Genomic DNA, 13,906 nt, shown 5'->3' with positions numbered 1-13,906 from the left:
TTTGCTTCGCATGCGAATCATCTATATACTTCGCATGCGAACTTAATGGATGCCTGCTGCATCCATCACCCTGCGACCTGGAAATCGACCATGACCCCGGAAATCCATACCGACCTCGGCGACGGCATTCTGACCATTACGCTTGCCCGCCCCGAGAAGAAGAATGCCCTGACCAACGAGATGTACGCCGTACTGGCCGACACGATCGATGCGGCGCAGCTGGACCACGGCATCCGCGTGGTGCTGTTGCAGGGCGATGGCGACAGCTTCACATCCGGCAATGATGTGGGAGAGTTTGCCGCGACCGCGGCGGGCAAGGGGCCGGCGCAACGGCACGTGCACCGCTTTCTGCACGCGCTTGCCAATGCCACGAAGCCGCTCGTCGCCGCAGTCAACGGCAAGGCGGTCGGCGTCGGCACAACCATGTTGCTTCATTGCGACTACGTCGTGCTCGCGGAGGATGCGCAACTCATCACGCCATTCGTCAACCTTGCCCTCGTTCCCGAAGCGGCTTCGAGCTATCTGCTGCCCTTGCGCATCGGACACGCCCGGGCCTTCGAGATGTTCGCGCTGGGCGAGCCGCTCGATGCGAAGCACGCCGTTGCCCGGGGCATCGCCAACAAAGTGTGCGCCAATGATCAACTGCGGGCAGAAGCGCAGCGGATGGCCAGCCGGATCGCCGCAAAGCCGGCCGGATCGCTGATTGCAATGAAGAAGCTGATGCGCGACGCGCAAAGGCTGGTCGCGCAGATGACGAGCGAAAGCGCTCAGTTCGAGGAGCGGCTCGGCAGTGCGGAAGCAAAGGAAGCCTTCTCGGCCTTCGCCGAAAAGCGCAAGCCGGATTTCATGCGGCTCGCCCCGAAGTAAGCGAAAGCAAGCACAATCCGGGCCCCGGGGAAGAAGGGCCCTGATATCCAGGCTATCCTTCGCCGTTGTCAGTGGCCGGGAATTTTGTCTGCAGGCTCGTCAGCCACCGTGCGACGATGTCTATCTCGGCCTCGGTGAAGCCTTTGGTCAGTTTGGCGTTCAATGCCCTCATGCTGACTTTCGAATGCTGGCGCGCCACGCGTCCGGCTTCGGTCAACCATAGCCGCGACACGCGGCGATCCGTTTCATCCGGCCGGCGCTCGATCAGCCCGGCCCTCTCGGTCCGGTCGGCAAGACCGCTCATGCCCGGCGCACCAAGGTCCAGGGCCGCAGCGGCCTCGCTCATCAGCGCGCCGTCGTTGCCTCCCAGGAAGAACAGCAGCCCTGACTGGGCCGCGGTCACGCCGCCGCCGGCCACGCGCGCTTGCGACCACCGCTGCAGCCGCCGCTGGCCGACATTCAACAGATAGACAAGGCGATGTTCCATACCGTGATTCGTCAGGACGTCCGAAGTTAGTTCGTGCGCGAATATACCATCGCCCGCAAGCCTCTCGGCTTGCATCTCACATTGCGATCGCATTGCATCAGCAGCCTGTGTCCTGAAACCGTCCGATATCCGTCATTTGAGATGCGGCGCAAAGCGCCAATCATTAACGGGTATCCATCAACCAGCCTGAACAAGGAGCACATCATGACCCGGATCGACAAAGTTCTTTACACCGGAAAGACCCACACCACGGGCGGGCGCGAAGGTGCGTCCCGCAGCTCGGACGGACGCCTCGACCTCAAGCTGTCGCCCCCGGGCGGCGCAGGCAAGGGCACCAACCCCGAGCAGCTGTTTGCCGCCGGTTGGTCGGCCTGCTTCATCGGTGCAATCGGCCTCGCGGCCCGCGCGAAAGGCGTGACGTTGCCGGCCAGCCTGGCGGTCGACACAGAAGTGGATCTCGGCATGGCTGGCGATGCCTATTTCCTGCAGGCTCGCCTCAATGTCAGCATGCCTGGCGTCGACGCCGGAACGGCTCGGGCGCTGGTGGATGCCGCGCACCAGACCTGCCCATACTCGAAGGCCACGCGCGGCAATATCAACGTGGAGATCAACGTTGTGCACAACGCCTTGCAAGCGGGTGCCGAGTGACATCGGCCAGCGCGGCGGTCATGCCGTGCTCGCCAGATCGATTCATGCGTGCAAGGAAAGCCCAATGAAACCGTTCCATGACCCCACTTCCGATGCGCGCCAGTTCACCCGGCGCGATTTTCTCGGGGTTTCCGCCGCAGCCGCAGGCTACGGTATTGGCCTGATGTCGCTGCCGGGCGAAGTGTCGGCCGCACCCGCTAGCGGCGACACGCCCGACGCCATCCGTCCGTTCCGCGTCGCCTTTGCGCAGCAGGCCCTGGTAGACCTGCGCAGGCGAATCGCTGCCACGCGCTGGCCGTCGCGCGAAACGGTTGACGATGCCTCGCAGGGCGTGCGCCTGGCGACCATGCAGAAGCTCGCCGGCTACTGGGCGACCCGGCATGACTGGCGCAAGGCGGAAGCGAGGCTGAACGCGCTGCCGCAATTCATGACGACCATCGATGGTGTCGATATCCATTTCATTCACGTGCGTTCGAAGCATCCTGGCGCGCTGCCGGTCATCATCACCCATGGATGGCCCGGATCGGTGATCGAGCAGCTGAAGGTGGTTGGGCCGCTTGCTGACCCGGTCGCTTACGGTGGCCAGGCGTCAGATGCCTTCGATGTAGTGATCCCGTCGATCCCCGGCCATGGCTTCTCCGGCAAGCCAACGGCCACGGGCTGGGACCCGGTGCGCATCGCCCGAGCATGGATCGTGCTGATGAACCGGCTTGGCTACAAACAATATGTGGCACAAGGTGGCGACTGGGGCGATGCCATCACCGAGCAGATGGCGCTGATCGCGCCCCCGGAACTGCTCGGGATTCACGTCAATATGCCCGCCACCCTACCGGCCAGCATATCGAAGGCGCTCAAGTACAACGAACCGGCACCCGCGGGACTCTCGGCCGACGAGCGGCACGCGTACGAGCAGCTCGAGACGTTCTACAAGCACGGGCTGGGCTACGCCATCGAGATGACGAACCGGCCGCAGACGCTTTATGGCATCGAAGACTCTCCCATCGGGCTGGCTGCCTGGATGCTCGATCACGATGCGGCGAGCCAGGCGATGATCGCCCGCGTGTTCGACGGCCAGAGCGAAGGTCTTACGCGCGACGACGTCCTGGACAACGTGACGCTGTATTGGCTGACCCGGACAGCCGTCTCGTCGGGGCGGCTGTACTGGGAAAACAAGCTCGCGTTCTTCGATGTCAAGAACGTCCGGATCCCCGTGGCGGTGAGCGTATTCCCGGACGAGATCTACGCGGCGCCGCGCAGCTGGACCGAGCGCGCCTACCCGCAGCTCATTCACTACAACCGCCTCCGGAAGGGCGGCCACTTTGCCGCCTGGGAACAGCCGCTGGTCTTCGCCGATGAACTTCGCACGGGATTCAGGACGTTGCGGGACGGGAGGTCATCATGACGATGCAGCGTTTCTTGGGACGTGTCGGGACGCGCGACAGCGCTGGAGGGTACAGGATGAGGTCATCGATCAAGACCTTGCTGGGTGTCGCCTTCGCGGCCGCTGTTGCCCTGGCCGCCTCCGCCCCGCGCGCCGCTGCGGCTGCGGAGGCAGGTCCCGGCAAAACGACTGTGGTGCTGGTGCATGGCGCCTTCGCCGACGGCTCGGGATGGAGCAAGGTCATCCCACTGTTGCAGGCCGGCGGGCTCAATGTCGTGGCGGTCCAGAATCCGCTTACCTCGCTGGCTGACGACGTGGCGGCGACGCGCCGCGTGCTCGACGCCCAAGCTGGCCCCGTTGTACTGGTCGGGCACTCATGGGGCGGCATGGTGATCTCGGAAGCGGGCGTGCATGCCCGTGTCAAGTCGCTCGTCTACGTGGCGGCGTTCGCTCCGTCCGAGGGGCAATCCGTCGGCGATCTTATCAAGGGCTATCCTGTGCCGCCCGGATCGAAGTTCGTGGTGGCAGACCAGAGCGGCTTCCTGAGCCTGAGTCCGGAAGGGATGGCCGCGCACTTCGCACAGGACCTGCCTGCGGCGCAGACCAGCCTGATGGCCGTGACGCAAGTGCCCATCCGCGCCAGCAGCTTCGAGGAAAAAGCGAAGGCGGCCGCGTGGCGGGGCAGGCCAACGTGGTATGTCGTGACGCAGGATGACCACATGCTCGACCCGGGCCTGCAGCGTGCGATGGCCAGCAACATCTCTGCGCATGTGGTGAGCTTGCCGTCGTCGCACGTGCCGCAACTGTCGAAGCCGGAACAAGTGGCCGAAGCGATCCTCGGCGCGGCAGCGCAGGCGCACTGACCGGCAGCCGGCCCGATCGGGTGTTTGCGGCATGGTGGGCAGCGCCGCTGAACGGCTAGGCGGGAAGCGTCCGTCCAAGCACGTTCATTCTGCAAATCCGCAGCACCTCGTCGGACCGTTCGCGATCGACGATCACACGCGAAATCGCGAGGGCACCGGACATCTCGGACATCACGGAGATTGCGAGCGCGCCGGCATCGGCATGCCCGACCTGCTCCAGCATCCTGGCCAGCAGGGAAGTGAGCCGGGCAGCACCATGCTCGAACGCCTGGCGCGAATCATCGCCCAGCAGCGCAACGTGGGCCGTCAGCGTGGCGATCGGACAGCCCGTGCTGCGATGTTCCCGGTGTTCCGGCGAAAGATAACGTTCGACGTACTCCCGCAGTGCGTCGGCCGGGCCACGGTTGGCGCATATCCTTTCGAGCCTCTCCTGTGTACTGGCGAACGCGCGTTCGATGGCACGGGCGATCATGTCCTCGCGAGATGAGAAGTGGTAGTAGAAACCGCCATGCGTCAGTCCCACGCTCTTCATCAACTCGGACACCGAGACCTTGTCCGGGCCGTCGCGCCGCACCATCGCGGCAGCAGCGTCGACCAGACTGTTGTGCGTCTTTTCCCATTGTTCGGATCCGTATCTCATCTTGGGTGCCGTTGCCTTCTCAGGTCGATCAATATATCAGGAACAGCCTATGCGGCCTCGCTGGAGCGCTTTCACAACGCTGCGGATTCTTTGTTATGATGACCATCATACTATTTCGCCACGGAGAGATTTCAATGAAAGCTGTCATCGCAGGCTATGCGCGTTCGCCGTTCCATTTTGCGAAGAAGGGCGCATTGGCCACGAGGACTGAGGCTGGGTCGAATTGATTGTGATGCAAGTCGCGACAAGAGGAGCAGGACCATGAGTGCAAAGGACGTAGTGCTGTGCCATCCGGTGCGGACCGCGATTGGAGCCTTCAACGGGTCGTTGAAGGGCACGCCGGCCGCCGAACTGGGCGCCACGGTTATCCGCGAAACGGTGCGCCGCACTGGCCTCGATGCAGCGGCGATCGGCAGTGTGGTGTTCGGCAACGTGGTGCAGGCGGGCAACCGGATGAACCCGGCGCGGCAGGCCGCTATCGGCGCGGGCTTGCCGGTGTCGCTGCCGGCGATGACCGTGAACCGCGTCTGCGGGTCGGGCGCGCAGGCCATCGCCACGGCGGCGGACGAAGTGCGGCTGGGGTATTGGGACGTGGCGGTCGCGGGCGGCATGGAGAACATGGACCGTGCACCGTACCTGCTCGCGAGCGGTCGCTGGGGCAATCGCATGGGCGATGCCACCATGCAGGACAGCATGCTGCTCGACGGCCTGCACGACGCCTTCTCGGGGCAGCATTCCGGCTGGCATACCGAAGACCTCGCAACGCGCTATGAACTGAGCCGCGACGCCCAGGACCGCTGGGCCGAGCGCTCCCAGTCGCGGTTTGCCCGCGCGCAGCAGCAGGGCCGTTTCGCGGCGCAGATCGTCGGCGTTCCGTTGAAGGGCAAGCAAGGCACTGCCGCATTCCATAGCGACGAGGCCAGCCGGCCCGATACGACGCTGGAGGGACTGGCCCGGCTGAAGCCGGCCTTCCGCCCCGATGGCACGATCACGGCGGGCAATGCGCCTGGCATCAACAGCGGCGCCGCTGCCGTGCTGGTGGCGGATCGAGCCTATGCCGAGCGCCAGGGACTCGCGCCCATGGCGCGGCTGGCGGCATACGGCGTCGGTGCCGTGGAGCCGGGCCTGTTCGGGCTGGGCCCTGTTCCGGCCGTGCGGCAGGCATTGCAGCGCGCCGGCTGGTCGCTCGGCGACGTCGGGCGGTTCGAGATCAACGAGGCCTTCGCGGCGGTGCCGCTGGCAGTGGCGGCCGAGCTTGGCCTGCCGCACGACATCATCAATGTTGACGGCGGTGCCATTGCCCATGGCCATCCCATTGGCGCGACGGGCGCGGTGCTGACCACGCGGCTGCTGTACAGCATGCAGGCGGATGGCATCCGGCGCGGCATCGTCACGCTGTGCATCGGCGGCGGACAGGGCATCGCCCTCGCGCTCGAACTTCTGTCGTGAGGCGGCTACCCATGAAGATACTTGTATTGGGCGCCGGGGCCATGGGCGGTTATTACGGGGCGAGGCTGATCGAGGCGGGCGCGGACGTGACCTTCCTGGTCCGTCCGGCCCGCGCCGACGCGCTCGCGCATCACGGCCTGCGCGTGCGTAGCGATCTGGGGAACTTTCACGGCGTGGTGAAGACGGTCACGGCCGATGATCCCGGCACCGGCTACGACCTTGTCCTGCTCGCCTGCAAAAGCTATGACATCGATGGGGCGATGGACGCCATCGCTCACAGCGTGACCGGCGGGGCCGCGGTCCTGCCGTTGGTTAACGGCCTGTCCGCCTACGACAGCCTGGACCTCCGCTTCGGCCGCGAGCGCGTGCTTGGCGGTGTGTCGTACATCGCGACGACACTGTCCGCGGACGGGTCGATCTCGCATGCCGGACGCGGGGACAAGCTCCTCGTCGGCGGCCGCACGGAACGGGCGCAGGCACTTGCGGCGGCCTTCCACAAACTGGTCTCCCGTACGCCCGGCATTCGCGGGCTCTCGCCTGACATAGACCAGGAATTGTGGAACAAGTGGGTCATGGTCGCCGCGGGCGCGCTGATGACTTGCCTGATGCGCGGCACGGTGGGCGACATCATGAGAACGCGTGACGGCCGCAGGCTGATGGAGCAGGCCATCGACGAGTGCAGCGCCGTAGCGGCGCTGCGCGGCCATCCGCTTGCGCACCGTGTGGCAGCGGAGATGCGCGACCGCTTGCTCGATGATGCCTCGACATGGGCAGCTTCGATGATGCGCGACATCGCGCAGAACGCGAGCCGGATCGAGGCCGATGCCATTGTCGGTGACCTTGTCGTGCATGCCGATACGGCCGGCCGGGACCTGCCGCTATGCCGCATTGCCTACTGTCACCTGCAGGTCTACCAGGGACAGCACCACTGATCAGGACCGGACTGCAGCGAAGCGGCATCGCTTCGCCTGCTGTCCGGAGATCCGGGATCATGCGATTCGACCGACACCGCGATGCGTAGGCATCATCGCTCCGCCCCGCGCGACAGCGGCCGGTTCGATGCGTTTCAGGCGCCACGGTAGCGCGCGGCCGGCACGCTGGTCGACAGTTCACCCATCATCGACACGCGTGCTGCCGCATAAGCTTCCCATTTGGCCACGTCATGCAAGGATGGGATCGTGACGAGTTCGCCGCGGTCGAACCCGACCAGCGCCGCATCGACCAGGGCCGCAGCCGACATCACGATGTTCGGGTCCAGATTCTCCACGGGCTGTCCGCCTGTGGCCCAGAACTCCGTGGCGGTCGCACCCGGCAGCACCGCCTGTATGCGCACGCCCTTGTCATGCAGTTCGTGGTGCAGCGACTGGCTCAGCGCCAGCACAAATGCCTTGCTGGCCCCGTACACGCCATTCAGGATCTCGGGGGCGATGGCGACGATCGACGCGATGTTGATGATCGCGCCCTTGCCGCGTGCGACGAAAGATGGCGCGGCGGCATAGGTCAGTCTGGTAAGCGCCGTGACGTTCAACTCGATCAGTCTGGTCATCCGGTCGACATCACTGTCCAGCAGCGGGGTGTGCGTGCCGACGCCGGCGTTGTTGACCAGCAGCGCAATGCTTTCGTCTTCCCTCAGGCGGGCCTCGACCTGGGACAGCCCGCCGCGGTCGTTCAGGTCTGCGCCGATCACTTCGACGTTGCGACGCGTTTCGGTGGTAAGGCGGTCGGCGAGAGCGGCCAGGCGGTCGCGGTTGCGCGCAACAAGGATCAGGTCATAGCCTCGGCGCGCCAGGCGGTCGGCGTAGATAGCGCCAATGCCGGAGGAGGCGCCGGTAACGAGGGCGGTGCCGGCGTGGATGGTTCGGTTCATGTCATGACTCCTGGTGTGGTTCGGAGACTGAATCGTAGGTATCCCTGCGCATGGCGTAAATGACGTATATAGTGCGTATTTGGGACGTGGGCTTTTCGGAGAAAGAAACATGCATCGCATCGGCTACCTGCTGGCGGATGGCTTCCAGATCATGGCGCTCGGCACCCAGGCGGTGTTCGAATTTGCCAATGCGACGGGCGGCGAACCCTTCTACTGCGTGGAGAATTTCTCGGCCTCCGGCGGTGTGGTGACATCCTCGCTCGGCATGACCGTCGGCACGCGGCGGCCCGACCCGCGAGAGATCGTCGACACCTGGATGGTGCTCGGCGTGACGGATCCGGTCGTCTCTCGCCCGGCGCAGGAAGAACTTGCGTTCCTGCGCGATACAGCGCCCCGCGCCCGGCGCATCGCCGGACTCTGTACCGGAGGCTTCGTGCTCGCCGAGGCAGGCTTGCTGGCCGGACGGCGGGCGACGACTCACTGGGCGTTCGCCCGCGCGATGCGCCAGCGGCACCCGGACGTCGCGGTCGAGGAAGACCGCATCTTTATCGTTGACGGCCAGGTCTGGACATCGGCAGGCATGACGGCGGCATTCGATCTCGCCCTCGCGATGGTCGAGCGCGATCTCGGTGCGGCCATAGCGCGTTCGGTCGCGCACAAGCTCGTCATGCACCAGCGGCGCTCCGGCGGGCAGTCGCAGCATTCCGAAATGCTCGACCTTGCGCCGAAGTCCGACCGCATACAGCATGCCTTGAACTACGCGCGCCAGCATCTGAGCGAGCCGCTGACCGTCGATGCATTGGCGCAGTCCGCAAACCTGAGCCCGCGTCAGTTCAGCCGGGCGTTCATGCAGGAAACCGGGCAGTCACCGGCCAAGGCGGTGGAGGGACTGCGCCTGGAGGCGGCGCGGCTGATGATCGAGCAGAGCCGGCACCCGCTCGAGGTGGTGGCGCGCGAGACGGGCTTTCGCGACCGCCGGCATCTGCGCGAAGCGTTTGTGCGAGGATTCGGCGTGCCGCCGCAAGCGGTGAGGCGGGAAGCGAGAAACGGCGCCGAGCTGGCCGAAGCTTAGCTCCCGGGAATGCCTGCCGGCAGCCGGTTCCCCTTGGCATGAAGCCAGGGCATGCTGGCTCCGCGGCCGGCGCATGGCTAGGCTGGCTTGCCGAAGATATTGATCAGGTTCCCCTCCGGGTCCCGGATCATGGTGGACGCCAGCAGCGGCGTCAGTTTCTGTTCGGACCAGACGATCTCGGCGCCTTGCGCCGCCAGTGCTGCGGTGGTGGCGGCCAGGTCGTCGGTTTCCAGCACAATCGCTTTCCAGCCGAGCGCATGCAGGTGCTGGGGAGGCGCGGAGCGGTCGGCCGGGCGATGCTCGCCACCGGCACGCGACACCAGCTCCAGCCGGAATCCGTTGCCAGTGAGCATGGCGAAGTCTGCGTCCACAGGGTCGAAACGGCCTCGCTGTTCGACCTGCAGGCCGAGGGTAACCCGATACCAACGGATCATGGCTTCCAGGTCGGCCACGGCCAACGCGACGTTATTCAGGCGCAGCGCTGGCGCGGCGGGAGTGCGGGTTGAAGGCATGAAGATTTCCCGATTGAAAGCGTGACAGGCGGTGGCGTCGGCAGGACGCCGGCCGGAGCGTTGGCCAGGACCGCGCTTGCGCCACGGTCCCGCCAGGGAAAAGGATCAAAGCTGGCTCATGCCACCATCGGCGATGATTTCAGTACCGACGATGAAGGCCGATTCCGGTGCGGACAGATGCAGCACGGTCGCGGCGATCTCCACCGGCTCACCGAAGCGCCCCAGCGGAATCTTGCCCTGGATCTGCGCCGCGGTAGCCGACAGGGTCTCGGCGTCGAGGCCCAGCTTGCCGTACAGCGGGGTCGTTACCGGACCGGGGCTCACCACATTCACGCGGATACCCGAGCCGAGCAATTCCCCTGACAGGGTCTTGGCGAGCGAGATCAGGGCGGCCTTGCTGGCGGCATATACCGACGACATCGGCATGCCGATGTGCGCGTTGATCGAGCCGTTCAGCACGATAGAGGTGCCCGCATTCATCAGCGGCAGCAGCGCCTGAATCTGGAAGTACGCACCCTTTACATTGGCGTTGAAGGTGGCGTCCCACAGGGCCTCGTCCACATCGGGCACGGCGGCGAATTTTGCCGTGCCGGCGTTGATGAACACTGCATCCAGGCGGATGCCGGCGTCGGCCAGCTGCCGGGCCAGGTCGCGCGCGGACGGCACGGAGCCGGTTTCATTGCGGATGGCGAGCGCCTGCTTGCCCAGTGTGGCACGCGCGGCATCCAGTGACGCGGCATCGCGGCCCGTGATGACCACGCGGGCGCCTTCCCGCGCAAATGCCTGGGCAGCCGCCAGGCCGATTCCGCTATTGCCGCCAGTAACCAGAACGGTCTTGCCTTCGAAGCGATTCATGATGTTCTCCAGTCGGAAAAGATGAACTTGAGTGGTGTGAATGGAGTATGGACAAGGACGGACGGCTTGCCATACGATCGGCCCGGCAAACACGTTCGAAGGAATTGCACATGCTGTCGGAAGATGAACTGGCCCTGCTGCAGGCCATCCGCGAAGCCGGCAGCCTGTCGCGTGCCGCGGCCCGGCTGGGAAAGGCGCCTTCCACGGTGTCGCACGCCGCGCGGCAGCTCGAACAGCGCTTCGACGCGCTCCTGTTCGACCGGCGTCGCTACCGCCTCCAGCTGACGCGTGCCGGCGAGGTGCTGACGGAAGAAGCCGCGCGGCTGGCACTGGATGTTTCGCGTGTCGCGCAACGCGTGCGCCAGGTTGCCACCGGGTGGGAGGACCGCCTGTGGATCGTCACCGACGAACTGCTGGAGTTCGAGACGCTGATGCCGGTCATGCATGCGTTCGACGCGCTGGAATCCGGCGTGGCCCTGCGGGTGACGCACGAAGTGCTTGCCGGGACCTGGGAGGCATTGCGGGACGGCCGCGCCGATCTGGTTATCGGCGCCACCAACGAGCCGCCTGGCATACCGAATCTGGGCTGGTTCGAGCTGGGCGTCATCGAGTGGGTGTTTGCGGTTTCCCCGCGGCACCCGCTGGCGGGCGCACGCGGGCCGGTCACACGCGATGACATCGCCCGCAACCGCGCCGTCGTGGTCGCTGATTCATCCCGCCTGACCGGCGGGCGCTGATATGGCATGGTAGGCGGCCAACGCTCGCTGGCCGTGCCCGGCATGCGAGCCAAGATTCTCGCCCAGCGCGATGGCCTGGGTATCGGTTGGCTGCCCCGGCACCGGGTCGCGTCGCTGCTGCGGCGTGGCGAACTGGTGGAAAAGCGCACCGCCGATCCGCGTGAGCCCAACGTGCTCTATGTCGGCTGGCGCGGCGATCACGAGGGGCGGGCGCTGCAATGGTGGCTGGAGCAGTTGCGGCAGCCCCGGCTGGCCAAACGGCTGGTAGAGGGGGTTGACGCTTATGCGTAGCAAAGTATTCCCATGGCGACGGGCTGTAAAGCCGACAAAAGCCTGCGTGGTCTCTAACTTGCATGATTAAAGTTGCGACAGTAGGATGGAAGCGATTCAGCAGCTACCTGGCATCCAACGAGCCGCACCATGCAAAGAAAGACCTTCAGGGACATGCAATGTCCCATCGCACGCAGCCTCGAGCGGGTCGGAGAGTGGTGGAGCATCCTGATTCTGCGCGAGGCGTTCTACGGCGCGACCCGTTTCGACACGTTCCAGAAGAACCTCGACATCGCGCCCAACATGCTGACGCGCCGCCTGAACGGGCTAGTGGAGGAAGGTTTGCTGGAGCGGCGCCAGTATTCGGAGCGTCCTCCGCGCTACGAGTACGTGCTGACCGGCTGCGGCCGCGATTTCCTGCCGGTCATGCTGTCGATGATGGCCTGGGGCAATAAGCACTTCGCACCCGAGGGCGCGAGCGTGCAACTGGTGGACAAGTCGACAGGCGACGTCATCGAGCCCGTGCTGGTCGATGCCGCGAGCGGCGCGCCGGTGGATTTTGCGCGCCATGCGCTGGCGCCCGGGCCGGCCGCGGGTGAAGGTGTGCGCCGGCGATTGGCAGATGCTGCCGCCTATCTGTCCGCAACCGGCCAGGACGACGCCGACTGACGCGGCGCGCCTGTTCTTTTCCGTCTCTTACCAGCCGCCACCGAGCGCGCGGAACGCCGCCACCGCGGCCCGCGCGTTGTCGGTGCCCACGCGGGCCTGCTGGTCGCGCGCGGACAGCAGCTGGCGGTCTTCCTCGAGCACTTCGAACAGGCTGACCGCGCCGCCCTTGTAGGCTTCTTCGGCCGCGCCGCGCGCGCGGGTCTGTGCATTGACTTCGACTGCGAGGTCCTTGCTTTGCCATTGCAGCTGGGTCAGCGTGACGATGGCGTTCTCCACGTCCTCCGTCGCGCGCAGCATCGATTGGCGATAGGCGGCGAGTGCCTCCGCGTTCGCGCCGCGTGCCTGCGCGACTTCGGCATCGACACGGCCAAAGTCGAACAGGCGCCAGCGCAGGCCGGCCATGGCCGCCGGCTGGAACGTCGCTGCCGTGAACATCTTGCCCGCGGACAGGCTTTCGAAGCCGAGCAGCGCCGACAGCGACAGCTTGGGGTAGTACTCGGCCGTGGCCACGCCGATGCGCGCACTGGACGCCGCGAGCCGGCGTTCGGCGGCGATGACGTCCGGGCGGCGTTCAAGTAGCTGGGTGGGACCCTGCGCAAGCGGAATCCGCGGCACATCCGTGCGCATGCCCGGTGCGGCAAGTTCGGCAGCATAGGTGCCCGGCGCCGCACCCATCAGGACGTCGAGGCGGTTGAGTTGCGTGTCGAGTTCAATTTGCAGCGGCGGAATGGTGACGCGGGTCTGCGCGAGCCGGGCTTCGGCCTGCGCGCGCTCGCGCTCGGCGCCGATACCGTCGGCCAGGCGCAGATTCACCAGATCCAGCAGCCGCGCATTGGTCTGCACCTGCTGCTGCGCGATGGCGATGCGCTGCTGCGCGCCGCGCACGCGGAAGTACGAATCGGCGGCTTCTGCCGCCACAAGCACGCGCACGCCCAAGTGCTCGGCCTGCGCTGCCTGCGCTTGCGCGTTCGCCGCTTCGGCACCGCGCCGCAGCCCGCCGGCGATGTCGATCTCCCAGCTGGCTCCCGCGCCCACGTTGTACAGCGTGTTGTTGCGCTCGAAGCCGGGAGACTTGCTGGCGATCTTGCCGAGCGGGCTTTCGAGCGACTGCCGCTGCCGCGCGACGCTGCCCGACAACGACCCCTCCGGCAGCAACGATGCGCCCGCATAGTCGGCGGCCGCGCGCGCCTGGTCGACACGGGCGATGGAAGCGGCCAGGTCGAGATTCTGCGCCAGCGCGCGCTCGATGATCCGGGTCAGCGCGGGGTCATCGAATCCCTTCCACCAGCTGTCGAGGGCGGGCGCCGCGGGCGCCGTTTGGCTCGTTCCGCCGGCCTGCAGTGCCGCCGCATGCGCGTAGGTCGCCGGCAGGTTCGCCTCGGGGGTGCGGTAGTCCGGGCCGACCGCGCACGCGGCCAGGCTGGCGGCCATGGCTGCGGCAGTGAGCGCCGCGAGGCTGCGCCCGAAGCGCCGTGCCGGAGGGAAGGGTTGCCCTTGCGTCATGTCTACACCTCTCTTTCGTGATCTGTCATGCACGTTGAAAAATTAACTTGCAACATGATAGTCACCACTCTAGACTAACTTGCAAG

14 protein-coding genes and 1 pseudogene are annotated in these 13,906 nt (G+C 65.9%); 9 read left to right on the top strand and 6 right to left on the bottom strand.

The genetic code is table 11. From position 1 onward, the window contains the following. Positions 1 to 90 precede the first annotated feature (90 nt). Complete coding sequence (locus AC3FKH_RS06540; RefSeq protein ID WP_488673963.1) at positions 91 to 867, top strand: enoyl-CoA hydratase; 777 nt, start codon at positions 91 to 93, stop codon at positions 865 to 867. A 52-nt stretch (positions 868 to 919) separates the two neighbouring features. Here AC3FKH_RS06540 and AC3FKH_RS06535 read toward each other — a convergent pair whose 3' ends face one another. Beyond that, positions 920 to 1,354: a MarR family winged helix-turn-helix transcriptional regulator gene (locus tag AC3FKH_RS06535; RefSeq protein ID WP_488673961.1), complete on the bottom strand. Its 435-nt coding sequence runs from the start codon at positions 1,352 to 1,354 to the stop codon at positions 920 to 922. A gap of 204 nt (positions 1,355 to 1,558) precedes the next feature. Between AC3FKH_RS06535 and AC3FKH_RS06530 the strand changes: the two genes are divergently transcribed. The 3 genes from AC3FKH_RS06530 (at position 1,559) to AC3FKH_RS06520 (ending at position 4,246) form a co-directional block, all read left to right on the top strand. Then, positions 1,559 to 2,002 carry an organic hydroperoxide resistance protein gene (locus tag AC3FKH_RS06530; protein ID WP_488674849.1) on the top strand — a complete coding sequence of 148 codons (444 nt, stop codon included), beginning with the start codon at positions 1,559 to 1,561 and terminating at the stop codon, positions 2,000 to 2,002. A 64-nt stretch (positions 2,003 to 2,066) separates the two neighbouring features. Next, entirely contained in the window at positions 2,067 to 3,404 is a 1,338-nt protein-coding gene (locus AC3FKH_RS06525; RefSeq protein ID WP_488673959.1) for an epoxide hydrolase family protein, read from the top strand. A 56-nt stretch (positions 3,405 to 3,460) separates the two neighbouring features. Then, complete coding sequence (locus tag AC3FKH_RS06520; RefSeq protein ID WP_488674848.1) at positions 3,461 to 4,246, top strand: alpha/beta fold hydrolase; 786 nt, start codon at positions 3,461 to 3,463, stop codon at positions 4,244 to 4,246. Positions 4,247 to 4,301: 55 nt separating this feature from the next. On the opposite strand, the gene AC3FKH_RS06515 is transcribed toward AC3FKH_RS06520, so the two are convergent. After that, entirely contained in the window at positions 4,302 to 4,886 is a 585-nt protein-coding gene (locus AC3FKH_RS06515) for a TetR/AcrR family transcriptional regulator (RefSeq protein WP_488673958.1), read from the bottom strand. Between the two features lie 261 nt (positions 4,887 to 5,147). Between AC3FKH_RS06515 and AC3FKH_RS06510 the strand changes: the two genes are divergently transcribed. Beyond that, positions 5,148 to 6,335 carry a thiolase family protein gene (locus AC3FKH_RS06510; RefSeq protein WP_488673956.1) on the top strand — a complete coding sequence of 396 codons (1,188 nt, stop codon included), beginning with the start codon at positions 5,148 to 5,150 and terminating at the stop codon, positions 6,333 to 6,335. 11 nt (positions 6,336 to 6,346) lie between these two features. Beyond that, positions 6,347 to 7,267 carry a 2-dehydropantoate 2-reductase gene (locus AC3FKH_RS06505; protein ID WP_488673955.1) on the top strand — a complete coding sequence of 307 codons (921 nt, stop codon included), beginning with the start codon at positions 6,347 to 6,349 and terminating at the stop codon, positions 7,265 to 7,267. 134 nt (positions 7,268 to 7,401) lie between these two features. Here the strand turns inward: AC3FKH_RS06505 and AC3FKH_RS06500 are convergent, their stop codons facing one another. Beyond that, the gene (locus tag AC3FKH_RS06500; RefSeq protein WP_488673953.1) at positions 7,402 to 8,202 is read right to left on the bottom strand and encodes an SDR family NAD(P)-dependent oxidoreductase; all 801 of its coding nucleotides are present in this window, start codon (positions 8,200 to 8,202) and stop codon (positions 7,402 to 7,404) included. A gap of 109 nt (positions 8,203 to 8,311) precedes the next feature. Between AC3FKH_RS06500 and AC3FKH_RS06495 the strand changes: the two genes are divergently transcribed. Then, complete coding sequence (locus AC3FKH_RS06495; protein WP_488673951.1) at positions 8,312 to 9,274, top strand: GlxA family transcriptional regulator; 963 nt, start codon at positions 8,312 to 8,314, stop codon at positions 9,272 to 9,274. A 77-nt stretch (positions 9,275 to 9,351) separates the two neighbouring features. Here AC3FKH_RS06495 and AC3FKH_RS06490 read toward each other — a convergent pair whose 3' ends face one another. Both AC3FKH_RS06490 and AC3FKH_RS06485 read right to left on the bottom strand, forming a co-directional pair. Further along, entirely contained in the window at positions 9,352 to 9,786 is a 435-nt protein-coding gene (locus tag AC3FKH_RS06490; protein WP_488673949.1) for a VOC family protein, read from the bottom strand. A 105-nt stretch (positions 9,787 to 9,891) separates the two neighbouring features. Continuing rightward, positions 9,892 to 10,641, bottom strand: a complete 750-nt coding sequence (locus AC3FKH_RS06485) for an SDR family oxidoreductase (RefSeq protein ID WP_488673947.1) — start codon at positions 10,639 to 10,641, stop codon at positions 9,892 to 9,894. Positions 10,642 to 10,751: 110 nt separating this feature from the next. On the opposite strand from AC3FKH_RS06485, the pseudogene AC3FKH_RS06480 reads away from it, so the two are divergent. Next, positions 10,752 to 11,669: pseudogene (locus tag AC3FKH_RS06480) on the top strand (LysR family transcriptional regulator). A gap of 129 nt (positions 11,670 to 11,798) precedes the next feature. Further along, positions 11,799 to 12,317: a winged helix-turn-helix transcriptional regulator gene (locus AC3FKH_RS06475; RefSeq protein ID WP_488673945.1), complete on the top strand. Its 519-nt coding sequence runs from the start codon at positions 11,799 to 11,801 to the stop codon at positions 12,315 to 12,317. Positions 12,318 to 12,344: 27 nt separating this feature from the next. On the opposite strand, the gene AC3FKH_RS06470 is transcribed toward AC3FKH_RS06475, so the two are convergent. Next, complete coding sequence (locus AC3FKH_RS06470; protein WP_488673943.1) at positions 12,345 to 13,820, bottom strand: efflux transporter outer membrane subunit; 1,476 nt, start codon at positions 13,818 to 13,820, stop codon at positions 12,345 to 12,347. Between the last annotated feature and the right edge of the window lie 86 nt (positions 13,821 to 13,906).

The organism is Cupriavidus sp. 21MJTG02-4, from assembly GCF_057798975.1.
This window is presented reverse-complemented; position numbering and strand designations above follow the sequence as displayed.